The sequence below is a fragment of the Bradyrhizobium sp. GW821-FHT13H06 genome (genome assembly GCF_058803975.1).
Genome location: NZ_JBXAPN010000009.1, coordinates 120,671 through 147,082, shown reverse-complemented (window position 1 = coordinate 147,082; position 26,412 = coordinate 120,671). Strand labels below are relative to the sequence as shown.

Annotated in this window: 24 protein-coding genes; 8 read left to right on the top strand and 16 right to left on the bottom strand. The window is 65.0% G+C overall.

Going from position 1 to position 26,412, the window contains the following annotated elements; genetic code table 11:
• Positions 1-56: 56 nt before the first annotated feature.
• Together AC1RQP_RS30990 and AC1RQP_RS30985 are read right to left on the bottom strand one after the other, a co-directional pair.
• Positions 57-1,256 carry a pyridoxal-phosphate-dependent aminotransferase family protein gene (locus tag AC1RQP_RS30990; protein ID WP_492940603.1) on the bottom strand — a complete coding sequence of 400 codons (1,200 nt, stop codon included), beginning with the start codon at positions 1,254-1,256 and terminating at the stop codon, positions 57-59.
• 138 nt (positions 1,257-1,394) lie between these two features.
• Positions 1,395-2,597 (bottom strand): pyridoxal-phosphate-dependent aminotransferase family protein, encoded by a 1,203-nt coding sequence (locus tag AC1RQP_RS30985; RefSeq protein WP_492940601.1) that lies wholly within the window; start codon positions 2,595-2,597, stop codon positions 1,395-1,397.
• A 130-nt stretch (positions 2,598-2,727) separates the two neighbouring features.
• Here AC1RQP_RS30985 and AC1RQP_RS30980 point away from each other — a divergent pair, with 130 nt between their 5' ends.
• From AC1RQP_RS30980 to AC1RQP_RS30970, 3 genes are all read left to right on the top strand, one after another.
• Complete coding sequence (locus tag AC1RQP_RS30980) at positions 2,728-3,465, top strand: GntR family transcriptional regulator (protein WP_492940599.1); 738 nt, start codon at positions 2,728-2,730, stop codon at positions 3,463-3,465.
• A 103-nt stretch (positions 3,466-3,568) separates the two neighbouring features.
• Complete coding sequence (locus AC1RQP_RS30975; RefSeq protein WP_492940597.1) at positions 3,569-6,544, top strand: FAD-binding and (Fe-S)-binding domain-containing protein; 2,976 nt, start codon at positions 3,569-3,571, stop codon at positions 6,542-6,544.
• Entirely contained in the window at positions 6,537-6,965 is a 429-nt protein-coding gene (locus AC1RQP_RS30970) for a GlcG/HbpS family heme-binding protein (RefSeq protein WP_239625354.1), read from the top strand. Before AC1RQP_RS30975 ends, AC1RQP_RS30970 begins: the two co-directional genes overlap by 8 nt.
• A gap of 183 nt (positions 6,966-7,148) precedes the next feature.
• Here the strand turns inward: AC1RQP_RS30970 and AC1RQP_RS30965 are convergent, their stop codons facing one another.
• From AC1RQP_RS30965 to AC1RQP_RS30940, 6 genes are all read right to left on the bottom strand, one after another.
• Positions 7,149-7,931, bottom strand: coding sequence for an enoyl-CoA hydratase/isomerase family protein (locus AC1RQP_RS30965; RefSeq protein ID WP_492940594.1), 783 nt, complete (start codon positions 7,929-7,931; stop codon positions 7,149-7,151).
• Positions 7,932-8,063: 132 nt separating this feature from the next.
• Positions 8,064-10,151, bottom strand: coding sequence for a molybdopterin oxidoreductase family protein (locus AC1RQP_RS30960; RefSeq protein ID WP_239625358.1), 2,088 nt, complete (start codon positions 10,149-10,151; stop codon positions 8,064-8,066).
• Positions 10,152-10,359: 208 nt separating this feature from the next.
• On the bottom strand, positions 10,360-11,166 hold the full coding sequence (locus AC1RQP_RS30955) for an SDR family NAD(P)-dependent oxidoreductase (protein ID WP_492940592.1): 807 nt from the start codon (positions 11,164-11,166) through the stop codon (positions 10,360-10,362).
• A gap of 22 nt (positions 11,167-11,188) precedes the next feature.
• Positions 11,189-12,481, bottom strand: coding sequence for a TRAP transporter large permease (locus AC1RQP_RS30950; protein WP_492940590.1), 1,293 nt, complete (start codon positions 12,479-12,481; stop codon positions 11,189-11,191).
• Positions 12,472-13,023, bottom strand: coding sequence for a TRAP transporter small permease (locus tag AC1RQP_RS30945; RefSeq protein WP_492940588.1), 552 nt, complete (start codon positions 13,021-13,023; stop codon positions 12,472-12,474). Before AC1RQP_RS30945 ends, AC1RQP_RS30950 begins: the two co-directional genes overlap by 10 nt.
• A gap of 65 nt (positions 13,024-13,088) precedes the next feature.
• Positions 13,089-14,060 (bottom strand): TRAP transporter substrate-binding protein, encoded by a 972-nt coding sequence (locus AC1RQP_RS30940; protein WP_239625365.1) that lies wholly within the window; start codon positions 14,058-14,060, stop codon positions 13,089-13,091.
• Positions 14,061-14,340: 280 nt separating this feature from the next.
• On the opposite strand from AC1RQP_RS30940, the gene AC1RQP_RS30935 reads away from it, so the two are divergent.
• Positions 14,341-15,117, top strand: a complete 777-nt coding sequence (locus AC1RQP_RS30935) for a cyclase family protein (protein WP_239625367.1) — start codon at positions 14,341-14,343, stop codon at positions 15,115-15,117.
• A gap of 111 nt (positions 15,118-15,228) precedes the next feature.
• Here the strand turns inward: AC1RQP_RS30935 and AC1RQP_RS30930 are convergent, their stop codons facing one another.
• From AC1RQP_RS30930 to AC1RQP_RS30920, 3 genes are all read right to left on the bottom strand, one after another.
• Positions 15,229-15,957, bottom strand: coding sequence for a Crp/Fnr family transcriptional regulator (locus AC1RQP_RS30930; protein ID WP_492940585.1), 729 nt, complete (start codon positions 15,955-15,957; stop codon positions 15,229-15,231).
• Positions 15,958-16,237: 280 nt separating this feature from the next.
• Complete coding sequence (locus tag AC1RQP_RS30925) at positions 16,238-16,366, bottom strand: hypothetical protein (RefSeq protein WP_256457747.1); 129 nt, start codon at positions 16,364-16,366, stop codon at positions 16,238-16,240.
• 92 nt (positions 16,367-16,458) lie between these two features.
• Positions 16,459-17,172 carry a helix-turn-helix domain-containing protein gene (locus tag AC1RQP_RS30920; RefSeq protein ID WP_131873074.1) on the bottom strand — a complete coding sequence of 238 codons (714 nt, stop codon included), beginning with the start codon at positions 17,170-17,172 and terminating at the stop codon, positions 16,459-16,461.
• Positions 17,173-17,326: 154 nt separating this feature from the next.
• Between AC1RQP_RS30920 and AC1RQP_RS30915 the strand changes: the two genes are divergently transcribed.
• A complete protein-coding gene (locus tag AC1RQP_RS30915) occupies positions 17,327-17,644 on the top strand; it encodes a c-type cytochrome (RefSeq protein ID WP_492940583.1) in 318 nt (105 codons plus the stop codon).
• 6 nt (positions 17,645-17,650) lie between these two features.
• Here the strand turns inward: AC1RQP_RS30915 and AC1RQP_RS30910 are convergent, their stop codons facing one another.
• Genes AC1RQP_RS30910 through AC1RQP_RS30900 form a run of 3 tightly spaced genes read right to left on the bottom strand, consistent with a single transcriptional unit; the run spans position 17,651 to position 20,664 of the window.
• Positions 17,651-18,754, bottom strand: a complete 1,104-nt coding sequence (locus tag AC1RQP_RS30910) for an ABC-type transport auxiliary lipoprotein family protein (protein WP_492940581.1) — start codon at positions 18,752-18,754, stop codon at positions 17,651-17,653.
• A gap of 3 nt (positions 18,755-18,757) precedes the next feature.
• Positions 18,758-19,525 carry an ABC transporter ATP-binding protein gene (locus AC1RQP_RS30905; protein WP_239625373.1) on the bottom strand — a complete coding sequence of 256 codons (768 nt, stop codon included), beginning with the start codon at positions 19,523-19,525 and terminating at the stop codon, positions 18,758-18,760.
• 2 nt (positions 19,526-19,527) lie between these two features.
• A complete protein-coding gene (locus AC1RQP_RS30900) occupies positions 19,528-20,664 on the bottom strand; it encodes an ABC transporter permease (protein ID WP_028181563.1) in 1,137 nt (378 codons plus the stop codon).
• Positions 20,665-20,839: 175 nt separating this feature from the next.
• On the opposite strand from AC1RQP_RS30900, the gene AC1RQP_RS30895 reads away from it, so the two are divergent.
• Together AC1RQP_RS30895 and AC1RQP_RS30890 are read left to right on the top strand one after the other, a co-directional pair.
• On the top strand, positions 20,840-21,115 hold the full coding sequence (locus tag AC1RQP_RS30895; protein ID WP_035704954.1) for a hypothetical protein: 276 nt from the start codon (positions 20,840-20,842) through the stop codon (positions 21,113-21,115).
• Positions 21,116-21,604, top strand: coding sequence for a phage holin family protein (locus tag AC1RQP_RS30890; RefSeq protein ID WP_492940578.1), 489 nt, complete (start codon positions 21,116-21,118; stop codon positions 21,602-21,604).
• Between the two features lie 54 nt (positions 21,605-21,658).
• Here the strand turns inward: AC1RQP_RS30890 and AC1RQP_RS30885 are convergent, their stop codons facing one another.
• Both AC1RQP_RS30885 and AC1RQP_RS30880 read right to left on the bottom strand, forming a co-directional pair.
• On the bottom strand, positions 21,659-24,352 hold the full coding sequence (locus AC1RQP_RS30885; protein WP_239625376.1) for a bifunctional acetate--CoA ligase family protein/GNAT family N-acetyltransferase: 2,694 nt from the start codon (positions 24,350-24,352) through the stop codon (positions 21,659-21,661).
• Positions 24,353-24,416: 64 nt separating this feature from the next.
• Positions 24,417-25,250, bottom strand: coding sequence for a universal stress protein (locus AC1RQP_RS30880; protein WP_492940576.1), 834 nt, complete (start codon positions 25,248-25,250; stop codon positions 24,417-24,419).
• Between the two features lie 175 nt (positions 25,251-25,425).
• On the opposite strand from AC1RQP_RS30880, the gene AC1RQP_RS30875 reads away from it, so the two are divergent.
• Positions 25,426-26,409: a zinc-dependent alcohol dehydrogenase family protein gene (locus AC1RQP_RS30875; protein WP_492940574.1), complete on the top strand. Its 984-nt coding sequence runs from the start codon at positions 25,426-25,428 to the stop codon at positions 26,407-26,409.
• Positions 26,410-26,412 lie beyond the last annotated feature (3 nt).

Below are 26,412 nucleotides of genomic sequence, written 5' to 3'. Positions count from 1 at the left end.
GCTCTCTTCTTCGTTACGCCGGTTCAGGCCACCTGAACCTTCAAGCTATCCGGGCCTCAAGCCACCTGGGCCTTGGCCATCTGCACCACGTCGCGTCCCTTCAGGACGTCCATGGCCGCGAGCACGCCGCCGCTCCGGTGCGGGATCTTTGCAAGATCCAGGCCCATCTCGACGCCGGCAAGCGTGCCCATCAGCATCAGATCGTTGAAATGGCCGATATGGCCGATGCGGAACACCTTGCCCTTGACCTTGTTCAGGCCGGTGCCGAGCGACATGTCGAAGTTCTCCAGCACGACCTTGCGGAAGGCGTCGGCGTCGTGCCCTTCGGGCACGCGCACACCGGTCAGCGCGGGCGAATGCGCGGCGGGATCGGCACATTGCGTCTCCAGGCCCCAGACCTTGACCGCGGCGCGCGTCGCAGCGCTGTGGCGCTTGTGGCGGGTCCAGACGTTCTCCAGCCCCTCCTCTTCCAGCATCTTGACCGCTTCACGCAGGCCGTAGAGCAGGTTGGTGGCGGGCGTGTAAGGGAAGGTGCCGAGCTTGTTGAAGTTGATCACCTCCTGCCAATCCCAGTAGGAACGCATGCCCGGGTTGGCCTTGGCCACGGCAAGCGCCTTCTCCGAGACGGCGTTGAAGCCGAGGCCGGGCGGCAGCATCAGGCCCTTCTGCGAGCCCGCGACCGAGACGTCGATGCCCCAGGCATCGTGCTCATATTCCATCGAGCCGAGACCGGAGATGGTGTCGACCATCAACAGCGCCGGATGCTTGACGCGGTCGAGCAGCTTGCGCACTTCCGCAGGCGGCGTCACGCAGCCGGTCGAGGTCTCGTTGTGGACGACGCAGACCGCCTTGATCTTGTGCTGCTTGTCGGCGGCGAGGCGCTTCTCGACCTCGGCGAGATCGGCGCCATGGCGCCAGTCGCCCGGGATGAAGTCGACGTCGAGCTTGAACTTTTCGGCGATGCCGCGCCACAGTACGGCGAACTGGCCGGTCTCGCACATCACGACCTTGTCGCCGGGCGCGAACACATTGACCATCGCCGCTTCCCAGGCGCCGGTGCCCGACGAGGGGAAGATGATCACGGGCTGCTTGGTACCGAACACGCGCTGCATTGCAGCGAGAACACCGAAACCGAGCTCGGCGAACTCCGGACCGCGGTGGTCCAGCGTCGGCATGTCCATCGCCCGCAGCACCCGGTCGGGCACGTTGGTCGGTCCTGGAATCTGTAGGAAATGCCTTCCAGTATGCACGGTCATCGGCGTCCTTCCCGGTTGAGCCTTGGTTTGGTGGGCGCCGAATAGCACCATTTGACCGGCTTGTCCCCTCTCGAAAGGGTCCGTCCGTGCTTGGCGGACCGGCCCGCCCTCACCTGCCTTTCCTTCCATCACGGCCCCTTACGTGCCGACGATCTTCAGATGCGGCGAGGCATTGCCCTGCGGGCGCTGCTCCAGGAGCTTCATCGCAACGTCGACGCCGCCGGCGCGGTGCGGCACGCCGGCGACCGAGAGGCCCATTTCGACGCCCGTGAGCGCACCGAGCAGCGTCAGCGCGTTGCATTCGCCGAGATGGCCGATGCGGAAGACCTTTCCCGCCACCTTCGACAGGCCCGAGCCGAGCGACATATTGTAATTGTCGAGCACGACTTTCCGGAACTGGTCGGCGTCATGCCCCGGCGGCATCAGCACCGCGGTGAGCACCGGCGAGTACTCGGCCGGCTCCTGGCATAGGATCTCGAGCCCCCAATGATTGACGGCGGCGCGCGTCGCCGCGGCCAACCGCTGATGGCGCGCGAACACGTTGTCGAGCCCCTCTTCCAGCAGCATCGCGATCGCCTCGCGCAGGCCGTAGAGCAGATTGGTGGCGGGCGTGTAGGGAAAGAAGCCTTTTGCATTCGGCTTGAGCATCTCGTCCCAGTCGAAATAGGAGCGCGGCATCCGGTTGGCTTTGGACGCAGCCAGCGCCTTCTCCGAGATCGCGTTGAAGCCGAGGCCGGGCGGCAGCATGAAGCCTTTCTGCGAGCAGCTGACGCTGACGTCGACCTTCCACTCGTCGTGGCGGTAGTCGGCCGAGCCGAGCGAGGAGATGGTGTCGACCATCAGCAGCGCGGGATGCGACGCGCGGTCGATCGCAGCGCGGATCTCGGCGATGCGACTGGTGGCGCCGGTCGAGGTCTCGTTATGCACGACCATCACGGCCTTGATCGCGTGCGCCGCGTCTTCGGTCAGCTTGGCCTCGATCACCGCCGGGTCGGCGCCCCGCCGCCAGTCGCCAGGCACGAAATCGACCTTGATGCCGAAGCGGCCGGCCATCTGCCGCCACATCGTGGCGAAATGGCCGGTCTCGACCATCAGCACCTTGTCACCCGGCGACAGCGTGTTGACGATCGCAGCCTCCCAAGCCCCCGTGCCCGAGGAGGGGAAGATCACGACCGGCCCCGTGGTCTGGAAGATCTGCTGGCTGCCTTCGAGCACGGCGCGGCCGAGCTCGCCGAACTCCGCGCTGCGGTGGTCGATGACGGGCATGTCCATGGCGCGCAGGACGCGCTCAGGGACCGGGCTCGGGCCCGGAATCTGAAGGAAATGACGTCCCTGATGCATGAGGCCTCCCTGGCTGCGGTCTTGGCAAAGCCGACAGCCATTTTGCATTCATTTTTTGCCGTTTCAATCGATTTTTGGTATGCGTTTGTGGACATCGACGCGATCGAATGGGCAAACTATTGTGCTGCAAATGAAATCCACGATTCCCGACAGCGCGGTTCCGATCGCCCTGGCCGCAGGCAATGGCGGCGACCGCCCCGAGGCCTCGCTCCACGGCGAGATCCTGCTGCGGCTGCGCGACTACGTGGTGGAAGGCAACATCGCGGAAGGAGCCCGCATTCCCGAGCGGCAGCTCTGCGAGATGCTCGGCATTTCCCGCACGCCCCTGCGCGAAGCCCTGAAGGTGCTTGCCGCCGAGGGCCTGATCGAGCTTTTGCCCAACCGCGGCGCACGGGTCCGCCAGCTCAGCCAGCGCGACCTCGAAGAGCTGTTCGACGTGATGGCGGGGCTGGAGAGCCTTGCCGGGCGCCTTGCCTGCGAGGCGATTAGCGACGCGGAAATCACCGCGATCGAGCAGTTGCATTACGAGATGTACGGCCACTATCTGCACCGCGACATGCACGGCTATTTCCAGGCCAACCAGCGCATCCATGAGAGCATTGTCGCGGCCGCGCGCAACGAGGCGCTGAAGACGGCCTACGCCAATTTCGCGGGGAGAATCCGCCGCGTCCGTTACTCCGCCAATTTCGCCCGCAAGCGGCAGCGCTGGGCGGAAGCGATGCGCGAGCACGAGGGCATCCTCGATGCGCTGCGCCGGAGAGCCGGCAGCGAGCTCAGCGACATCCTGTTCCAGCACCTGCGCAACAAGCGGACGGCGGCGATCGAGCACCTGACCGAGCCCCAAGAGCCTGCACCGGCCTCGCCCTGAGGGCGGCCAGCCTGCTCGCTTTTGAATTCATAATGCGTCGGTCGGGAACAATAATGAATAACTCAGCAAGGCGAGGCCTTACTGGAGCAGTCCGGGATCAGGGATGACAAACGCCTCCTCGCTCGAACGGCGCCTGCGGTCGGAACTGACCGGCGACGTCCTGTTCGACCCCTTCAGCCGCGGCCGATACGCTACCGACGCCTCGTTCTACCAGATCATGCCGGCCGGCGTGGTGGTGCCCAAGACCATGGACGAGGCCCTGCGGGCGCTGGCGATTGCCCGCGGCGAGGGGCTGAAGGTCACCCCGCGCGGCGGCGGCACCTCGCAATGCGGCCAGACCGTCAACGACGGCCTGGTGGTCGATCTCTCCAAGCATCTCAACCGGATCCTGACGCTCGACATCGAAGGCCGCACCTGCGTGGTCGAACCCGGCATCGTGCTCGACGACCTCAACCGCCAGCTCAAGAAGCACGGCCTGTGGTTTCCGGTCGACGTCTCCACCGCCTCGCGCGCCACCATCGGCGGCATGGCCGGCAACAATTCCTGCGGCGGCCGCTCCTTGCGCTACGGCACCATGCGCGACAACACGCTGTCGATGGAGGCCGCCCTCGCCGACGGCACTCTGAGCCGCTTCGGCGAGGTGTCGCGCGATCTCTCCGATCTCAAAGCCGGGGACGGCACCCGCGCCTTGTTCCGCGACATGCTCGATCTCGGGGCCCGCGAGGCCGACGAGATCGCGGCTCGCTTCCCCAAGGTGCAGCGCCGCGTCGGCGGCTACAATCTCGACGCCTTGGTGCCGCGCAATGCGCCGAACAACATGGCACATCTCCTGGTCGGCTCCGAAGGCACCCTCGCCTTCACCACCAAGGTCGAACTGAAGCTGTGGCCCGTGATCCGCAACAAGGCGCTCGGCATCTGTCATTTCGGCAGCTTCTACGAGGCCATGGACGCGGCCCAGCATCTGGTGAAGCTGAAGCCGATCGCGGTCGAGCTGGTCGACCGCACCATGATCGCGCTCGGCCGCGACATCGCGATGTTCCGGCCGATCATCTCCGCGGCCATCAAGGGCGATCCGGATGCCGTGCTGGTGGTCGAGTTCGCCGAGGAAGACCAGGCGGACAACCTCCTCCGTCTGAAGCAGCTCGGCGAGCTGATGGGCGATCTCGGCTTCGGCTGGAACAACGACACGCGCAAATGGGGCGGCGTGGTCGAGATTACCGAGCCCGCGCTACAGGGCGGCATCGCCGATTTCCGGGCCGCCGGCCTCAATGTCATGATGTCGATGAAGCAGGAGGGCAAGCCGGTCTCCTTCGTCGAGGACTGCGCCGTGCCGCTGCCGCATCTGGCCGATTACACCGCGCGGTTGAACGAGGTGTTCGCCAGGCACGGCACCAGCGGCACGATGTATGCGCACGCCTCGGAGGGCTGCCTGCATGTGCGTCCGGTGCTGAACCTGAAGCTGGACAAGGACGTCAAGGCAATGCGCGCCATCGCCGAGGAAGCCTTCGCGCTGGTGCGCGAGTACAAGGGCTCGCATTCCGGCGAGCACGGCGACGGGCTGGTGCGCTCGGAATTCCACGAGACCATGTTCGGCGGGCGCCTCGTCGCCGATTTCAAGGAAGTGAAGCGGCGCTTCGATCCCGCCGGCGTCCTCAACCCCGGCAAGATCGTCGATGCGCCCAAAATGGACGACCGTTCGCTGTTCCGCTACCGGCCGGACTATCGCGCCGGCGAGCTGAAAACCAGGCTCGACTGGTCCGCTTATCCCGGCGCGGGTGGCGGTTTCCAGGGCGCGGTCGAGATGTGCAACAACAACGGCGCCTGCCGCAAGCTCGAGGGCGGCGTGATGTGCCCGTCCTACCGCGCGACGCGCAACGAGAAGGACGTCACGCGAGGGCGCGCCAACACGCTACGGCTCGCGATCTCGGGTCAGCTCGGCCCCGACGCGCTGGCGTCGGACGAGATGATGGAGACGCTGAAGCTCTGCGTCTCCTGCAAGGCCTGTCGCCATGAGTGCCCCACCGGCGTCGACATGGCCAAGATGAAGATCGAGGTGCTCGCCGCGCGCGCTACCACGCACGGCCTGACGCTGCGCGACCGGCTCGTCGGCTATCTCCCGCGCTATGCCGGCCTCGCGTCGCGCTTTGCGCCGCTTTCAAATTTGCGCAACCGCAGCCCGCTCTTGCGAAAGCTGTTCGAGCGCTTCGCCGGCATCAGCGCGCGCCGCGCCCTGCCCGCCTTCCGCAGCGACGTGTTCGAGCCGCCGGCCGACAGCGTCGGCCCGGACGCCGGCCGCGAAGTCGTTCTGTTCGCCGACACGTTCAACCGCATCTATGAGCGCGAAAATCTCGACGCGGCGCTCCGCGTTTTGGTGGCCGGCGGCTATCGCGTGCATCTGCCGAAGCCTGCGCGCGGCGGCCGGCCGCTCTGTTGCGGCCGCACGTTCCTCTCCGCCGGCCTCGTCGACGAAGCGAAGTTTGAGCTCGATCGCCTCGTGGCCGCCTTCGCGCCCTTCGCCGCGCGCGGCGTGCCGATCGTCGGCCTCGAGCCGAGCTGCCTCCTGACGCTGCGCGACGAGCTCGCCTCGCTGCGCAAGGACAACGATGCCAAGGCCATCAGTGCCCATGCCCTCACCTTCGAGGAATTTTTGGTGCGCGAGGCCGAGGCTGGCCGTCTGCAGCTGCCGCTCGGGACCGTCGCCGACAAAGCCATTGTGCACGGCCATTGCCATCAGAAATCCTTCGGCGCCTTCAAGCCGGTCGAGCAGGTGCTGCGCCTCGTCCCCGGCCTGAAGGTCGAGACCATCGAGTCCAGCTGCTGCGGCATGGCCGGCGCCTTCGGTTATGGCGCGGACACCTATGACGCGTCGATCGAGATGGCCGAGCTGTCGCTGCTGCCTGTCGTGCGGCGCGCGGACCCAGATACGCTGGTCGTCGCTGATGGCACCTCGTGCCGGCACCAGATCCATGACGGCACGCAACGCGAGGCACTTCACGTCGCGCGCGTGCTGGCGATGAGCCTCGATCGCTCCGAAACCCATTCCACCTCTCAAGCCGCAAAGGAAACCAGCCATGGCTGAACTGACCCTCGACACCGCCCGCAAGATCCTCGACGCCGCCCTCGCAAAGGCCGGCGAGCTCAAGCTGAAGCCGCTGGTCGTCACCATCCTGGACGCGCGCGGCGTGCTCAAGCTTGCGGCCGCGCAGGACGGCACCAGCCTGATGCGCGCCGAGATCGCCCATGGCAAGGCCTATGGCGCGCTCGCCATGGGCATGGGCTCGCGGGCCCTGTTCCAGCGTGCGCAGGAGCAGGCCTATTTCATCGATGCCGTGAACACCATGGCCAAGGGTGCGCTGGTGCCGGTGCCCGGCGGCGTGCTGATCATGGACGGCGCGACCTTGGCTGGCGCCGTCGGCGTGTCGGGCGATACGTCGGACAACGACGAGGCCTGCGCGGTGGCGGGCATCCAGGCGGCGGGATTGAAGGCGAACGCGGGGTAGTCGTCCCAGAGCGCATCACATTGAACCATCACCGTCACCCTGAGGTGGCCGCTTCTTCAGCGGCCCTCGAAGGGCGACGGCCCGGCTGCATCTCGGCCGTGCATCCTTCGAGGCTCCCGGCGCGATGCTAGACGCACCGCGCCACTCGCACCTCAGGATGACGGATCAGCCAGCAGCCTTCTCTCACCGTCCCGTCCAGACCGGCTTCCTCTTCTCGCTGAACGCCTTCAGCCCCTCCTTGGCGTCCTCGGTCATCGCCAGCAGTGCGATCTGGCTTTCGGTATAGGCGATGCTCTCGTCGAACGACATCGAGGCGATCGCCCGCATGGCGTACTTGCCGCGGCGGATCGCGGTCGGCGATTTGTCGACGATGCGGCCGATCAGCCAATCGACCTTGGCGTCGAGCTCGGCGGTGGGCACGACGTAGTTGAGGAGGCCCGCGGCCTGTGCGGCCTTGGCGTCGAAGGGCTCGCCCGTGAGCGCCCATTCGTTGACGAGGCGCGGTGGCGCTATGCTCTGGAGCAGGCTCAGCACCTGCATCGGGAAGACGCCGACCTTCACTTCCGGCAGGCCGAAGACGACGTGATCGGCCGCGACCGCCATATCGGTCATGCACAAAAGGCCCATGCCGCCGGCCATGCAGACACCACCGACCCGCGCAATCGCCGGCTTGGTGGCGTTCTGTGAGAGACGCAACAGATCGGCATAGTCGACATTTGGCTTGGAATGATCCATCGCGAAAGCCGCGCCGGAGTTCTGCAAGTCGGCTCCGGCGCAGAACGCCTTGTCGCCCGCGCCCGTCAGCACGATGACGCGGACGTCCTTGTCCTCATGCGCGTCGCGATAGCCTTTGCTGATGCCGGCGATCACGTCGCCGTTCAGCGCGTTGCGCTTCTCCGGCCGGTTGATGATGATCCAGAACGCCTGCCCGCGCTTTTCGGTGATGACGGCTGTTGTGTCGGTCATGGCACGCTCGCTTCCTTGGCTCCGCTTGCAGCCATTTGCGGCAGCTCGGGCAGGAGGTGCAAGCGCAAACTGCGGCGCGCCGCTGCTTTAGCGCCTCGACACAAATTGCGAGCCGATAGCGGTGCGCGCCGCTCAGGCGACCGCTTTCCTGATCCAGACCTTGTTGTCGTGGAACGCGGCCCCGCCGATCGGCGCGATCGTGTCCGCACCCGTCAGCGTGTTGATGCCGCGGCCGCCGATGTGGTTCTTGTTGGGATGAACGGACTCTGCGATCAGCACACCGCGCCGCACGCCCTCGAACAGCGTTGCGACCAGCGTGGTCTCGCCGCGGCTGTTGCCGAGCGTCACGGCGTCGCCATCGGCGATGTCGAGCGCGGCCGCATCCAGGGGATGGATCATCACACTCGCCTTGCCCTCGCGCGCCTGAGAGGACGGCGTCTCGTTGAACGTGGTGTTGAGGAAGCTCCGCGAGGGGCTGGTCGCGAGCCGGAATGGGTGGGCCTGATCAGCGTGCTCGATCGCCGCCCAATGGTCCGGCAGCGCCGGCATCTTGTCGACATCGCCCATGGTCACACCGAACGGCGGATGCGCCCAGTCAGCCTTGAAGTGGAACTTCTTGTCGGCATGAGCAAAGCCATCGAGATAGTGCGAGGTGCGGAAATCCGGCTGCAGGTCGCGCCAGAGATCGGCTTCGAGGCCGGCGATGTCGCCGTGATCGCTCAGCTTCAGCGTCGCATCGATCAATTCGCGCGGCGTCATCTCGAAACCCGTATGCTTCGCGCCGAGCCGCGGCGCCAGCGCCTGCAAGACCTCGTGGTTGGAGCGGCATTCGCCGGGCGGATCGATCAGCTTCGGTCCGACCGAGATGTGCTGGTGGCCGCCGCCGTAGTAGAGATCGTCGTGCTCCATGAACATGGTCGCCGGAAGCACGATGTCGGCCATTTGGGCCGTCTCGGTCATGAATTGCTCGTGCACCGCCACGAACAGATCCTCGCGCGCAAAACCCTGCCGCACCAGCGCCTGCTCCGGCGCGACCGTCATCGGGTTGGTGTTCTGGATCAGCATCGCCTTGACCGGGCCCTTGCCTTGCAGGGCTTCGGCATCGCCGGTGAGGATGCGGCCGATCTGAGACTGGTCGAGCGCGCGCGTCGACTTGTCGATCGCGTCGTGGCCTTCGATGATGGATTCGTTGAAGTGCCACAGCGCATAATTGTTGAAGAACGCGCCGCCGCCTTCGTATTGCCAGGCGCCCGTCACCGCGGGAATGCACAGCGCCGCATGCATCTGCGTCGCGCCGTTGCGCGAGCGAGTGAAGCCGTAACCAAGGCGCAGGAAGGTCCGCTTGGTCTCGCCGACCGCCTTGGCAAAGGCCTCGATCTCCGCCACCGGAACGCCGCAAATGGCGGACGCCCATTCCGGAGTGCGCGTTTTCAGATGCGCCTCGAGCTCGGCGGGACAGTCCGTGTACTTGTTCATATAGGCGCGATCAGCATAACCGTCGCGGAACAGGACATGCATCACGCCGCAGGCAAATGCGCCGTCGGTGCCGGGGCGCAGGATGATCTTGATGTCAGCCTGCTTCATGGTCTCGTTGTCGTAGATGTCGACCGCGGCGATCTTCGCGCCGCGCTCCTTGCGCGCACGGGCGGCGTGCGTCATCACGTTGACCTGGGTGTTGACGGGATTGGTGCCCCAGATCACCACGAGATCGGACAGCGCCATCTCGCGCGGATCGACGCCGGCGATCTTGCCGGTGCCGATCGCGTAGCCAATGCGCGCGACGTTGGCGCAGATCGTTTGATAGAAGCGCGAATATTTCTTCACATGGGTGAGGCGATTGAGGCCGTCGCGCATCACAAGGCCCATCGTGCCGGCGTAGTAATAGGGCCAGATCGATTCCGCGCCGAACTCGCGCTCGGCCTCGTTGAAACGGTGCGCGATCTCGTCCAGCGCCTCGTCCCAGGAGATCCGCGCGAATTGCCCTGAGCCCTTCGCACCCGTTCGGCGCATCGGATACATCAGCCGTTCGGGGTGATGGATGCGCTCGGCATAGCGGGCGACCTTGGCGCAGACGACGCCGGCCGTGTAGGTCTGCTGCTTCGAGCCGCGGACGCGGCCGATGCTGCGGCCTTCGATCACCTCGACATCGAGGGCGCAGGCCGAGGGGCAGTCATGCGGACAGGTCGAATGGCGGATTTCGATCTTGGCGTGCTGGTTCATGCCCCAGTTCGTAACACCAAAATACCGGCCAGCCGAGCGCGTTTATCCGGCAAGACCCATGCGATTTGCACAAAGCGCACGCGCCGCGGGTTCCTGCTGCAACCGCGAAGACGGCTTGGCCAGGGACAAGAGCGGCGGTTGCGCGCCGGTCGGTTTCCGAGGGGCGCGTGCCGCCAGCTCTACGGCGAGAAGCGAATGCCTTCCTTTCCTATTTGTGCAGTTGGGTGAGACCAGTCGGTGGGCCATCGACCGCCGTCCAGCCGCCGTCGACGAACAGTGTGCTGCCGCTGACATAGCTCGCGGCATCCGAGGCGAGATAGGCCACCGCCGTGGCGACCTCGTCGGCACTGCTCCAGCGGTTGAACACGGTGTGGCCGGCATAGAGATTGTAGATGTCGGGACGCTGCTTGAACGGGCCGGTCAGCGCGGTCTCGGCGATGCTCGGCGCAATCGCGTTGACGCGCACGCCGGCGTGGCCGACCTCGGAGGCAAAGCCCTTCACCAGCAGGCCGATCGCTGCCTTGGTCGAACCGTAGACGCCGAGGCCCGGCTCGATGGTGACCGCGCGCACCGAGGAGCAGGCGATAATGCTGCCGCCCTTCTGCTCGACCATGATGCGACCGAAGGCCTGGAAGAACCAGACCGTGCCCTTGACGTTGAGGTTGAGGACGCGGTCGAGATCCTCCTCGGTGTAGTCGAGGATGGTCTTGCGAATGTTGAGCCCGGGCGTCGTCACCGCGATGTCGAGCCGCGGAAACTTCTGCATCACGGTTGTGGCGAGCGCGTTGACCTCCGCAGCACTCGCGGCGTCGCAGCTAGCCGCCTCCGCCCAGCCACCCTTTTCGCGAATGCCGGCGGCGGTCGCCTCCGCAGCGTCAAGCGCGCGATCGGCGCAGACAACGCGGGCGCCGAGCCCGGCCAGCGCCTCGGCCGACGATTTGCCGATGCCCGAGGCGGCGCCGAGCACCACGGCCGTCTTGCCGGTGAGATCGAAGAGCTTGCGATAGTCGGTCACTGGTAGCTTCTCCCTGGTACTGCTAGCCCTTGTAGCCCATTAAGAGGCGCGGCAGCCACAGCGAGAATGCAGGGACATAGGTCACGAACATCAGTGCTGCGATCAGCGCGGCATAGAACGGCAGGATGGTGCGCATCACGGCACCGACCGAGATGCCGCCGATGGCACAGCCGACGAACTGCGTGGTCCCAACCGGAGGCGTGTTGAGCCCGAGGGCGCAGTTGAGCAGCATCAGCATGCCGAACTGCACGGGATCCATGCCCGCCTTCATCGCGATCGGCAGGAAGATCGGGGTGCAGATCAGGATGGTCGCCGCCATGTCCATGAACGTGCCGAGCACGAACAGGATGACGTTGATGAGCAGGAAGATCATCCAGGGCTGCGTGGAGACCTTGCTCATCATTTCGCCGGCAAGGTCGGCAACCTCGTAGAGTCCCATCAGGTACTGGAACATCGTGGAGACGCCGATCAGCAGCAGCACCACACCCGTCGTTTTCACCGCCTTGGCCGCGGCCCGCAAGAAGTTCTGCAAGGTCATGGTGCGATAGATGAAGAAGGTCAGCAGGATCGTGTAGGTGACCGCGATGGCTGCCGACTCAGTTGCCGTGAAGACGCCGGACAGGATGCCCGCAAGGATGATGCCGACGATCAGAAGGCCCGGCAGCGCGGCCGCGAGCGAGCGGAAAACCTCGCTCCAGCCCGGAAACTTGCCGGCGGGATAGCCGCGCTTCACCGCGACTGCGTAGGCGGCGACCAGCATGCACACCATCAGCACCAGTGCCGGCAGCAGACCCGCGGCGATCAGCGCGCCGATCGAGACCTTGCCGCCGGCGGCCAGCGCATAGATGATCATGTTATGACTGGTCGGCATCAAGGCTCCGACCAGCGAGGCATGGGTGGTGACGTTGACGGCGTAGTCGGTGTCGAAACCTTCCTTCTTCATCATCGGGATCATCACCGCGCCCATCGCCGACACGTCGGCCACGGGCGAGCCGGAGACGCCGCCGAACAGCGTGCAGGCGACCACGTTCGACATGCCGAGGCCGCCGCGGATGTGTCCGACGAGGTTCTTGGCGAGTTGCACGATCTTGTCGGCGACACCGCCATGCAGCATCAGCTCACCGCTGAAGACGAAGAACGGAATGGCGAGGAAGGAGAAGATGTTCATCCCCGACATCATCTGCTGGAAGATGACGGCGACCGGCAGGCCCTCGTAGAGGATGGTGCAGATCGCCGACAGGCCGATCGCAAAAGCGACGGGAACGCCGAGGATCAGGAAGCCGAAGAAAGTGGCGCCGAGGATGATCAGTTCCATGAGGGCACGACCTCTTCGCCGCGCAGGAGAGCGATGATGTGCTCGATGGAAAAGGAGAGGATCAGGACGCCGGAAGCGATCAGCGGCACGTAGCGAATGACTTCAGGCAGACCAAGATTGGGAATCTTCACGGTGCCGACCGACGCGCCGAGGATCCAGCCGTTATAGGCCATCGCAATGCCGAACACGGCGACCAGAACATGGATCACGATCTCGATCTTCTCCCGCACGTGATCCGGAAGCATGACCAGCAGACTGTCCATGCCGATGTGCCCGGCATCGCGCACGCCCACGGCGGCGCCGATCAGCGTGACGTAGAGGATCAGGACCAGCGCCAGGTTCTCCGTCCAGGTCGGGCTGGAGTTGAGCACGTAACGACCGAACACCTGGTAGAAGACAATCGTGACGATGACGAGCAGGCCGGTCACCGACAGATACATCCCCACGCGCGCAACGGGGGCGTTGATCCGCGACAGCAGGCCGGCGGACGGGCTTGCCGCTACGGCGCCCTGCTCGTGGCTTGCGACGTGTGGGTCTGTCATCCCGCGCCTCCATGCGGAGTCCGGTGCCGCCGCGCGGCGACGCCGGACCCGGTCGCCGCCGTGTCTTACTTCGTGTCCTGGATACGCTTGACGAGGCTCTGGAGCTTCTCGTCGCCGGCGAACTTCTGGTACACCGGCTTCATCGCATCGACGAATTCCGCCTTGTTGGCGATCGTGACGACCTGAACGCCGGCGGCCTCGACGGTCTTGCGGGAGGCCTGCTCACGCTCGTCCCAGAGCTTGCGCATGACGGGCACCGATTCCTTGGCCGCCTTGCGGATCATGGCCTGATCGTCCTTGCTCAGCGTGTCCCAGACCTTCTTCGAGATCACGAGAACTTCCGGAGCGAGGGAGTGCTCGGTGATGTTGTAGAACTTGGCAGCCTCGAAGTGACGCGAGGATTCGTAGGACGGCCAGTTGTTCTCGGCAGCGTCCACGAGGCCGGTCTTGAGCGCGGTATAGACCTCGCCATACGGCATCGGCGTCGGGTTGGCGCCGAGGCTCTGGATCATGCCGACCCACAGGTCGGACTGCTGGACGCGAATCTTCAAACCCTTCAGATCCGCAAGCGATTTGACCGGCGCCTTCACGGTGTAAATGGACCGGGCGCCGCTGTCGTAATAGGCAAGCCCCACCAATCCCGCGGGCTCCATCGCCGCCAGGATCTCGTCGCCGATCGGCCCGTCGAGGACGGTGCGCATGTGCTGCGTATCCCGGAAGACGAAGGGCAGGCACAATGCGATGGTCTCAGGCACGAAGTTGTTGAGCGGCGATGCGTTGATCCGCATCATGTCGAGCGCGCCGATCTTGAGCTGCTCGATCGTGTCCTTCTCGGAGCCCAGGGCGCCGTTCGGAAACACCTTCACGCCGAGCTTGCCCCCGCTCGCCGTCGCGAGCTGCTTGCCCATGAACTTGACGGCCTCGACGGTCGGATAGTCGGCGGGGTGAATGTCGGCGGAACGGAAGTCGCGTGCGGTCGCCAGGGGCGCTGAAACCGCCAGTGCAACGGCCGTGATGATGCCGGTGAGTGTCTTCATCTGGGCTCTCCTCCTGGATTGATTATGTCGTTGTCGGGGCAGATGCTCGGCCGCCTTGGGTCGCTCCCCTTCCGGTGTGAAGTCAAGCGCCAATGTCGTCCCTAGGGCGGGCGGCATTCTCTGTCCAAGCCAAATCCGGCATCGATCAATGCAAGAGTTGCATCGATCTGCGCAATCCATGGAGGCGATGGACCGCGTTGACGTCGCCGGCACGTGACTTGACCCAACCAATGAAGGCCCCTCAAGATATCAGAGACTCCGGACCATCTCGAGGAATGCCATGCCGCGGAAGCTGATCGATATCTCGGTGCCGCTCACGAACGACGTGACCGCCGATCCGCCGGGCAATCACCCGACGATCCAGTATATCGATCACCAGCAGGGGCTGCCGCGCATGCTGCAGTTCTTCGACGGCCTCAAGGCGCAGGATCTGCCTGACGGTCAGGGCTGGGCCGTCGAGCAGGTCTCGCTGTCGACCCACAACGGGACGCATCTCGATGCGCCCTGGCACTTCCATCCGACCATGAACCGCGGCGAGCGGTCATGGACGATCGACGAGGTACCGCTCGAATGGTGCTTGCAGCCCGGCGTGAAGCTCGACTTCCGGCATCTGCCCGACGGCTACGTGGCAAGTGCGGCCGACGTCGAGGCGGAGCTGAAGCGCATCGGGCATACGCTGTCGCCGCTGGAGATCGTCGTCGTCAACACCAGCGCCGGCGCGAAGTTCGGAAAGGCCGACTACGTCAATTCCGGCTGCGGCATGGGCTACGAAGCCACCATGTACCTGCTCGAACGCGGCGTGCGGCTGACAGGTACCGACGGCTGGAGCTGGGACGCGCCGTTCGTCTACACCGCGCGGAAGTATGCCGAAACGAAAGATGCCAGCCTGATCTGGGAAGGCCACAAGGCGGGACGGCACATCGGCTATTGCCATCTCGAGAAGCTGCACAATCTCGACCAGCTGCCATCGACCGGATTCACGGTCTCCTGCTTTCCGGTGAAGATCGAGCGCGCGTCCGCGGGCTGGACCCGCGCGGTCGCCATCATCGACGAGTAAAGCGCGATGCGATCAGGGTGAATCGTCATCGCGCTTCAGGTTGCTTTTTCAGCATGATCTTTTCGGAAAACCGCTACGCACTTTTCCGGATCATGCTTTGGCTCCGGGGCGTCAGCCGTCGTCGAGGCCGCTCTCGGCGAGCTCGCGCAGCGCGTCCGTATCCAGCACCACGATGGCGCCGTGCTCGAGGCGAACCCAGTTACGTCCGGCCCAGACGCGCAATTGCTTGTTGATGCTCTCGCGCGTCATCCCCACCATCTCGCTGATTTCCTGCTGCGTGATGGCGAGCGTGCCGCTGCCGGAATCGAGCTTGCGCTCCTCGGTGAGGCCGAGCAGCGCACTCGCGAGCCGGCCCGGCAGATTCTGGAGGATCACCTGCTCGACCTGCTGGCTGGTCCAGCGCAGACGCGCGCACAGCAGCTCGATGAATTTCATCGCCAGCGCCGGCTGGCTCTTGACGAAGGGCAGGAAGTCGCGGCGATCGATGACGTAGAGCTCGCAATTGGTGTTGGCGGTCGCATCCGCCGACCTGGGGGCGCCGTCGAGCACCGCGATCTCGCCGAAGATTTCACCCGGACCGATCAGATTGAGGATGGCGTTCCGTCCGTCGGGCGACGAGGACGAGATCTTCACCGTCCCCGCGACCACCGCGAACAGGCTGTTGCCGGGATCGCCCTTGGCGGCGATCGTCGCGCCGCGCTTGACGGTGGTGTGCTTAGCGTAGCGGCAGAGCTGATCGAGCGCTTCCGGCTCCAGATCCGCGAAGATCGGGTGCTTGCGCAGGACCGATAATTTGCTGCCCGCCGACTGTCGGGGATCGCCGGTCTTGTCCTGAGGCACGCCGCGGGGCTCCTAAGACTACGAGGCACTGGGTTCCTGCGTAGTCAACGTTATCAGGCTTTTCAACCGGAAAGCACGCGCGCGATTCGAGGTAAATGCCATCAAAAGGACGTGGTACGGCCGAGAATTCACATCCGAAGGATGCATGGATGCGTCTCGGCTGACGCAGAGTTGCAGGCAGCACAGGCTGTGATTGCGTCGAGCTGCCAGTCACCGCCGGCCCGGCAAGAGTCGGCGGTCGACACGCCGGAAGCGGACGAAGACCCGAGGCGCTTCAGCTTCAGGGCTTGGTATCCGGATTGAGCCGGCCCGCGCTGGTTTGCCGGTCTGCCCAAGCCAGAGCCGCGGCGAATGCGACGAAGATCGCGACGACGACGATGGTCACCAGCAATGCGTCAGCAGGCATCATGCTCCTCCCGGATTGTTTGGGGCATTGTTTTGCTGCGCACGGCCGGCGTCATTGATCGGGATCAAACGCCCGGGGGCGTTGTGGACAGGAGGTCAGGCCGCAGCCATGGCCTCGACGCGAGCCGGATCGAGCAGGCTGATGCCACCGTGGATGATCTCGATCACGCCCTGACGCTCCAGCTTGGTGAAGGTGCGACTGACTGTTTCGATGGTCAGGCCGAGATAATCGGCGATGTCCTGACGGCTCATCGGAAGCGGTACCGTGTCGGAGAGGCCCTTGAGCGTGACCAGCCGCTCACGCCAGCCGAGCAGAAAGGTCGCGACCTTCTCGTCGGCCGAGCGTCGGCCGAGCAGGACCATATGGTCGCGAGCCTGGCTCAACTCGCGAATGGCCAGCTCATTGATTCGCCTGAGCAGCTGCGGCCGATCCTCGATGAAACGGCTGAAGGACGCCTTTGCGAATTGGCACACGGTCACCGCACCGATCGCATCGGCCGAGAAGTTGTGCCGGCCGGATAGATTCATCCCCAGGAAGTCACCGGGCAAGGCAAAGCCGACGATCTGCCGCCGGCCGTCGGGCAGCAGCTTGTACAGCCGCATGACGCCTTCGAGAACGTTGTAGAACGAGGTCGTGATCTCCTCCTCGGAGAACACGGTCTCGCCCGAGCCAAAATGGACGCGGCGGCCGAGATGCTCGAATTCCCTGAGCTCGGCCGCATCCAGCGACGAACAAACCGCAGCTCCGCGCACGGCGCAATCGTCGCAAAAATGTCCGTTCGGCTCAATCGTGACCACGGAAGGCTTCATCCACCGCTCCTCGCGCGGGCTATCCCCGACACCAGGCCGAGTCCACCGCGCGGCTGCATTTTACTGCATCGCGCCAAAGCCGATTGACTCAGATCAAATTTGAGTGGCATCCCCGTCTTATTCTGCCCTCCACGGTTCGACGGGATCACCTTCCATGCTGCAAAGCGCTCTGCGTCACGGCCTGATCGGGCTGCTTCTGACTACGCCTGCGCTGGCGGCCTCCACGGCCGAAAAGCGCGGCAAGGCCTTTGCTCAGGCCAATTGCGCCCGCTGTCACGCCATCGACCGCGTCTCCAAAAGCCCGGTCGAGATCGCGCCTCCGCTGCGCACCCTGCATCGCCGCTATCCGATCGACAGCCTGGGCGAGGCGCTGGCCGAGGGCATCTACACCGGTCATGCCGACATGCCGGTCTTCGAGCTCGATCCGGACCAGATCCACGACCTCCTGTCCTACCTGAAGACGCTGGAATAGTCGGCCTCACACCGCCTGCACGGTCCAACCGATCAGCTCCTTTGTGATGCGCGCGAAGGCTGCATCGAAGGCGGCGACCGCCGCGGCCGGCTCGACCTTGTCGAGCTTTTCGCTGGTCTCAATGAGGCGCGAGGCGATCACCTTGCCGTTCTTGTCCACGATCCGCGCCGACAGTCCGATCTCGGCCCGAATCTCACCCTCCGTGGCGATCCGGAAGCGCCGGATATCGATCAGGAGCTGGTAATCCGCCTGCCCGAGGTCGGACGTGCGCAGCGGGGCGTGGGCGATGTCGTAGTTCTCGAAGCTGTCGATCAGGCGCGCCTGGACCAGTTTCGGAATGCTGTCGGCCCAGAGGAAATCCCCAAAGCCCGGCCTGTCGCCGGCGGGCGCGAACAGCATCCGCTGGGTCTGCAGCATTGCAACCGCTGTCGGCTCGGGGATCGCCAGTGAAGCGGCCAGCGTCTTGCCGGCCGGGCCGAGGTTCTGCGGCGTACGCAGGTCGTAGGTGATCTTCTGCGCGGGCGTGCCGCCGCCGGTCATCTTCTCGAGGCCCGCCAGAATCCCGTCGATCTTGCCGGTGTTGCGGGCGAGCCCGTCGGAGAAAGTCTTGAAATTCGCAATAGTGTCCTTCAGCGGGCCGGAATTGTCCTGAAGCACCGTGTCGACCCGCCGCAGCGCGTCGCGCGCCGCCTGCGTCATGCTCTGGCCGGCGCCGGGCTCCGCGATCAGGGTCACGGATTCACCGGATTTGGCGACGATGACGCCGCCCTCCAACGTCACCACCGGCACACCGGTGAGGCCCTGGAATTCGAGGCCGACCCTGGTGTCGGAACGGACCGGCGTCGCGGTGGCAACCGAGATCGTCGCATTGACGAAGCGCGGATTGTCCGGCGCGAGCCCGAGCTGGGTCACCTCTCCGACGCGAATGCCGTTGAACAGCACGCCGGCGCCGACCAGGAGGCCGGGCACCGGTCCCTGGAATTGCACGTGGTAGTTCGTGCGCGGCCCGATGCCGCCGGTGTTGTTCAGCCAATAGACGAAGCCGAACACCGCGAGGATCGCGGCCAGCACGAAACTGCCGATCAGCACGTAGGGAGCGCGGGTTTCCATCTCTCATCTCATCTCGTGTTGCAGCATCTGCGAGCGCTTGCCGTGGAAATAGGCGCGCACCCAGGGATGCTCGGATTGCAGCAATTCGCGCATCGGGCCGATCGCCACGATCTTGCCGTCGGCGAGCGCGGCGACGCGGTCGCAGACCGTGGTCAGGCTCGCGAGGTCATGGGTCACCATGAACACGGTGAGCTCCAGCGTCCTTTGTAGCGTCTTGATCAGCACGTCGAAATCGCCGGCGGCGATCGGATCGAGACCCGAGGTCGGCTCGTCCAGGAACAGGATCGGCGGATCGAGCGCGAGCGCGCGCGCCAGCGCCACGCGCTTGGTCATGCCGCCGGACAGCTCCGACGGATATTTGTCGGCATCCTCGGCGCGCAGGCCGACCATTTCGAGCTTGGCGATCGCGATCTCGTCCATCAGCTCCTGCGACAGGACGAGATTTTCACGGAGCGGAAACTGGACGTTCTGGCGCACGGTCAGCGAGGAGAACAGCGCGCCCTGCTGGAACAGGATGCCCCATGCCATCGCTGCGCCCCGGCCGTGGCCGCCGGCGGATTGCCCCATGACCTCGATGGTCCCGCCGCGGCGCGGGATGAGGCCGATGATGGTCCGCATCAGCACCGACTTGCCGCCGCCGGACGCCCCCACGAGCCCGAGGATCTCGCCCCGGCGAACGTCGAGCGACAGATGGTCGAGCACGGTCTGACGGCCGAAGCCGACCACGAGGTCACGGACGCGAATCGCGAACTCGTCTTGCGGTCCGTCCATCGTCACATTCCGATCGAGGCAAAGAAGACAGCGAACAGGCCGTCGAGCACGATGACGAGGAAGATCGACTTCACGACCGACGTCGTGGTCTGCCGCCCCAGCGACTCGGCGCTGCCCTTGACGCGCAAGCCCTCGCTACAGGCCACGATCCCGATCACCAGCGCCATGAATGGCGCCTTCAGGATGCCCACCTCGAAGTGGGTGACCGAAATGGCCTCATGCAGCCGCGCGATGTAGATCGCCGGTCCCATGTCGCCATAGAACTGGGCAACGAGGCCGCCGCCATAGAGCGCGGCAATGGATCCGATAAAGGTGAGGATCGGCAGAGCAATGACCAGGGCGGCAACGCGCGGCAGGATCAGGACGTCGACGGGATCGAGCCCCATGGTTGAGAGCGCGTCGATCTCCTCGCGCATCTTCATCGAGCCGAGCTCGGCGGTGTAGGCACTTCCCGACCGGCCCGCGACCATGATGGCGACGATCAGCACGCCAAGCTCACGCAGCACCAGGATGCCGACCATGTCGACCGTATACGACTCCGCGCCGAATCTGCGGAAGTGGAAAAAGCCCTGCTGCGCGATGATGGCGCCGATCAGGAAAGTGATCAGCGCAACGATGGGGATTGCCTGCCACCCGATTCGGTAGAGCTGATAGACCAGTGACGTCAGCCGCAGCGATCGCGGCCGGCGCAGCACGCCGATCACGGCCATGAACAATGCGCCGAGCATCTGGAGGAAGATCGTGATGTCTTCCCGCGCCCCGACCGTGGACTTGCCGAGATCGCCCAGCCTCGCCAGAACCGGATTGGGCGCAGGCGCCGGGGCCGGCGTGTGGCGGTTGACCTGGCGCACCTCGTCCATCAGCCCACTGAAATGGTCGGCGACGCCGACGAATTCGGCCGATCTGCCTGACGATGCGGCCCTGCGCGACAGCTTTTCAAGGACCCAGGCGCCGAGCGTGTCGAGCGCGCTGATGCCTGACATGTCCAGGGTTACGACGCGCGACCGGTCGACGTCGCCTCCGACCGACCGGGACAAAGTTTCGAGCGTCACCACATTGGCGGCAGTCCAGGGCCCTTCAGGGCGCAATTTCAGCTCGTCGCCGGACGGCGTCGCGAGCAGCAACGGTTCGTGGTTCACGCTTCCACCTCATCGGGACAATCGGTCCCCATTCAGCCGGCATTTCTAGGCTAGCATGTGGCGGCCGGTTTGACCTGTCTCAAGACCCGATCACGCCCTGCCTCTTGACGCAAATCAAGCGCGATAGCACGGGCGGGTCTTAGACTTGCCTTGATTTAACGAGGATACCGGATTCATGTTCGACAGTGACAGGATGGGCGAAGAACTGCGGGCGCTGAAGGTTGACGTCACACGTCTGCTGAGCACCGCCGGCGAGGAGATGTTCGAGAGCTCGAAAGACCGCGCCGAGGCACTCGCCGATCAAATCAGGGCCGCGCTCACCGAGCTCGGCGAGACCGTCGAACAAGAGCAGGAACAGCTCCAGGGCCTCGTTGCGGAGCGTCCGATCACGTCGCTCGCCTCCGCCTTCGCGCTGGGCGTGGTTGTCGGCTTCATGTTGAGGAGACACTAGGTGAATACCGAGAACGTCGTCAAACATCTGCGCGTGCTGTGGCGTACCGACAGGATCATCGCGGACATCAGGCTGCGCCATCTGCTGATCGGCCTCGGCCTGCGCGCCTTCGCGGCGCTGATCGCTGCGTTCGGGCTCCTGATGCTGGAATTGTCCGCCTATTTCGCGCTGGTGCAGATCTGGAGCGCAATTGCCGCGGCTGCCATCCTCGGCGCCGTCAATTTCGTCATCGCGGCCGTTCTCTTCGTGATCGCCGGCCGCGCCCCCTCAGGACGTGACATCGAGCTTGCCAACGAAATTCACGGCGCCTCGATCGAAGCCCTCCAGCTCGAGGCGCGCGCGCTCCAGGCCCAGGTGTCGGGCGCGGTGCATCATCCGCTCAGCACGATCGTGCCGGTGCTGCTGCCGCTGATCGCAATCATCATCAAGAACCTGCGGACGCCGGCCAAGGCGTCCGCCGAAGCAACATCGGCCGAAGCGCGCTCTTGAAGCTCCGCACCTTGTGAAGCCTCGCACCTTGCGCTGACATGCTCCAGCGCACGCTCAGAGCTTCAACTTGACGTCGCAAAGGTCAGGCTCGGCCGGATCCGGCTTGACCTCGAAGCCAAGCTGCCGGCACATGTCGAGCATCACGGTGTTCTCCTGGAGCACGTCGCCCGATATGACCTTCAGTCCTTCCGACCGCGCATAGTCGATGATCAGCTGCATGAGCGCCCAGCCGAGCCCCCTGCCCTTGAGATCGGACCGTAGCAGGATCGCGTATTCGCCGCTCTCGTAGATCGAGTCCGAATGAAGCCGGACGACGCCGACCATCTCGCCGGTGGCCTCGTCGAATGCGATGAAGGCCATCGCGCGCGCATAGTCGAGCTGGGTCAGGCGTGCGATGAATTCGTGGGTGAATTCCTTCATCGGTGCGAAGAAACGCAGACGAAGGTCATGCGGGGTGACGTGGCCCAGGAATTCGTGGATGATCGGCTCGTCCTCGGGCCGCATGGGCCGCACGAAGATGCGCCAGTCGTCTTTGAGCTTGAGGCGGCGCTCCCATTGCGACGGATAGGCGCGAACGGCGAAATTGGCCGGGCCGGAGCCGACAAACTTCCGCTGCGGCGGCCCGACCGCAACGCGGGCATCGACCGCGGTCACGCCGGTTTCGTCCGCCAGCAGCGGATTGATGTCGAATTCGCGGATCTCGGGAATGTCGGCCGCCATCTGCGCCAGCTTGACCAGCACCATGGCGACGGCGTCCGGCTTCACAGCCGGCACGTCCCGGTAAGCGCGGAGCAGCCGCGACACGCGCGTGCGCTCGATCAGGTCGCGGGCCAGCTGCAGATCGAGCGGCGGCAGCGCGAGCGCCTTGTCATTGATGATCTCCACCGCCGTCCCGCCCCGGCCGAAAACAACGACCGTGCCGAAGGTCGGATCGTCGGCGAGGCCCAGGATCAGCTCGCGCGCTTTCGCCTTGACGACCATCGCCTGGACGATGACGCCGCCGATGCGCGCCTCCGGACGCAGCTTTTTCGCGCGCGCGATAATGCCCGTGGCGGCCACTCGCACTGCTTCAGGCGTGGTCAGGTTGAGAACGACGCCGCCGACGTCGGATTTGTGGACGATGTCCCGCGACATGATCTTCAGCACGACGGTGTCGCCCTGTGCGAAGATGTCGTTCGCATAGGCTACCGCCTGCTCGACATCGGTCGCCGCATAGGTCGGCACCATCGCGATGTCATAGGCTTCGAGCAGGTGCTTGATCTCGACGGGCTCGAGCCATTCACGGCCATCCGCGACCGCGGCGGTGACGATCTGCCTCGCTCCCCGGGCGTCCGGAACGAAGGTATCGGGCATCGCGGGAGGAACCTGGCTCAGCTCCTCCACCACCTCGCGGTGCCGCACCAGATACATGAAGCCGCGCACGGCGTCGTCCTCGGTCGGATAGTTCGGCACACCGGCGCTGGAGAGTGTCTGGATGATGTGCTGATCGGCTCCAACCCAGGCCGCCAATACGGGCTTCGCCCAGCTGCGGTGCTGCTCGCGATATTTTCTGACGAGCTCCGTCACGGTCGTGGCGATCTCGGCGGCGGAGGCTATCGCCGTTTGCACGTTGAGGACCAGGACTGCGTCGTTGTCACGATCGGCCAGCAGCTCCTCAAGCGCCACCGCGTAGCGCGAGGCGTCGGCATCGCCCACGATGTCGACGGGATTCGCACCGGACCAGGTCGGCGGCAGCGCTGCATCGAGCTTCTTGCGCGCTTCAGCCGAGATGGTTGCCGGAATTCCTCCGAGTTCGACCAATCGATCGATAGCAAGGACGCCGATGCCGCCACCGTTGGTCAGGATGGCGAGACGCTTTCCCGTCGGCGATTCGACACGGCCGAGCGTCTCGGCACAATCGAACAGCTCGCGCAGATCGGAGACCCGCAGGACACCCGCGCGGCGGAACGCCGCGTCGTAGACGGCGTCGGCGCCGGCGAGCGCACCGGTGTGCGTGGCAGCCGCCTTCGCGCCCTGCGCCATGCGGCCGGATTTCACCACGACGACGGGCTTCACGCGCGCGGCGGCGCGCGCCGCCGACATGAACTTGCGCGCGTCCTTGATGGCCTCGATGTAGAGCAGGATCGCGCGGGTCTTGTGATCCATCGCGAAATGGTCGAGCAGATCGGCAATATCGACGTCGATCTGATCGCCGATAGAAACGATGCCGGAGAATCCGACGCCGCGCTGCGCGGCCCAATCGACCATGCCGGCGGCAATTGCGCCCGATTGCGAGATCAGCGCGAGGTTACCCGCCCCCGGCATGTGCGCGGCGAAACTGGCATTCAGGCTGACGCCGGGCATCATGATGCCGAGGCAGTTCGGCCCGACCAGCCGCATGCCGTATTTTCGGGCAGCGGTGCTTGTGGCCTCGTGCAGCGATCCCGGTCCCTGGCCGAGCCCGGCCGAGACGATCAGCGCGCCCGCAGACCCGAGACGCCCGGCTTGGTCGACAATGCCTGGAATCTCGCCTGCGGGGGCGGTGATGACCACGAGCTCGGGCACGAAGTCCAGCCTGTCCAGGCTCTTCACCGCCGCGACGCCGCCGATCTCGGCATGGCGCGGATTGACGAGGCCAAACTGCCCCTTGAATCCGGCCTTGCGAATGTTCTCCAGGACGGCGCGTCCCACGGACCCCTGACGAGCGCTCGCCCCGACGAGCGCGACCGAGCGCGGCGACAGCAGGTTGTTCAGACGATAGGTTGACATGAAAGAAAATGCGCCGGGTCAGCGGCGGTTCCGATTGGTTGACGATCAAGACGAAAGAAGGAGCCTAGTGCGAGATCATAACCCAGCACGGTGGCTGGCCAATGACGGTCTTTGTCACACCGCCCCAGACGATCTCGTTCAGGCGCGAATGATGATAGGCGCCCATGACGATCGCATCGATGCCATGGGAATTCGCCCAGCTTCCCAGTACCTTGCCGATCGAGCTGCCGCCGCCTTTCGTTGTTTCGAACGAGGCATCGACCCCATGTTCCCTCAAATGATCGACGAGAGCCGTGCCGGATTGCACGACCGGCTCGGTCTTGTCGTCCGCCACGGTCACCACGCGGACCGAGGTGGCAGCCCGAAGAATCGGCAACGCGTCGGCGACCGCACGCGCGGCGCGAGCAGAGTGATCCCAGGCAATCATGACGTTTTCGAATTCAGGCCGAAGTTCGTCCGCGAGATGTTCGGGACAGAGCAGAAGCGGCCGGCCGGATCCGAACAAGAGGGCTTCGACAATGCCCTCTGTTCGACTGTCGTGCGGTTTCACGGGAACCAGCGTGAGGTCGCTGAAGCGGGCATGCTCGGCCAGGATCGCGCCGATCTGATCCGCAGGCACCTTGCCCGATCGGCTCTGGGCGCGAATGTTGGCGCGGGAAGCTGCGCTGGTGAAGGCATTCAGGAGCCGCTGCATGTCGCCGGCTTCGGGGCCGGCGTGCTCGGAATCGCGATCGTAAGGCAGCATCACCCTCGGTCGCTCAAAGATTTCTTCCTCGAGCGCGAGCGCGGTGATCCTGGCGCCGAGATCGGCGGCAACGGCCACGCATTTCTCTATCGCGACCACAGCCGGTCCGCGCGGCTGGCCGACAAGGGGCAGAAAGACGTCCTTGATGGGCATCCGCATTCTCCTGGGCCGCCACGATAGGCCGGCGCGCGTCGAGGCGCTTGATCCTCGTCAAGCGCAAAAAGACTCTATCCGGTCACCCGGGAACAGGCGTTGACCGGCGTCAAGGACTGGTCGCTTGGTCATTCTATGAATAATTCAATCGGAGCGGTTTGCCCCGGAGAGACTCATGCGTGCGATGGTGTTGCCGGCTCCACGAGCGCGGCTCCAGATGGAGGAGCGGCCTGACCCGATTCCCGGCGAGGGTCAGCTCCGGGTGAAGATCGGCGCCTGCGGCGTATGCCGGACCGATCTTCATCTCGTCGATGCCGAGCTGCCCAATATTCGTTATCCGATCGTGCCTGGGCACGAGATCGTCGGCCGGGTCGACCTCGTTGGGCCGAATGTGACAACACATGCGCCTGGCGACCGGGTCGGCATTCCCTGGCTCGGCTTCACCTGCGGAAAATGTCGATTCTGCCGGGAGGGCATGGAAAACCTGTGTGACGCGCCGCTCTTCACGGGTTATACGTGCGACGGCGGCTACGCGACCCACACCATCGCCGACGCACGCTACGCTTTTCCGCTCAGTGAGGCCGGCAGCGACGTGGAGATTGCGCCCCTGCTGTGCGCAGGGCTGATCGGCTGGCGCTCGCTGGTTCTGGCCGGCCCCGCCGACCGGCTCGGCCTCTACGGCTTTGGCGCAGCCGGCCACATCATTGCGCAGGTCGCGGTTTGGCAGGGACGATCCGTCCATGCATTCACGCGACGCGGCGACGCCGCTGCACAAGACCTTGCACGCCGTCTCGGCGCGGTCTGGGCGGGATCATCGGACGAAGCGCCCGACGAGCCGCTCGACGCCGCCATCATCTACGCACCGGCCGGCGAGCTCGTTCCGGCCGCGTTGCGCGCCGTCCGCAAAGGCGGTCGCGTCGTATGCGCCGGCATCCACATGACCGACATTCCAAGCTTTCCGTATGACTTGCTCTGGCAGGAACGGCAGTTGGTTTCGGTCGCCAATCTGACCCGGCAGGATGGCCTCGATTTTCTAAAGGTCGCCCCGCAAGCCGGCGTGCGTACCGAGACGACGGCGTTTCCGCTCGATCAGGCCAACGAGGTTCTTGGCATGCTGCGGAATGGCCAGATTCTCGGCGCAGCCGTGCTGACGCCGTGATGG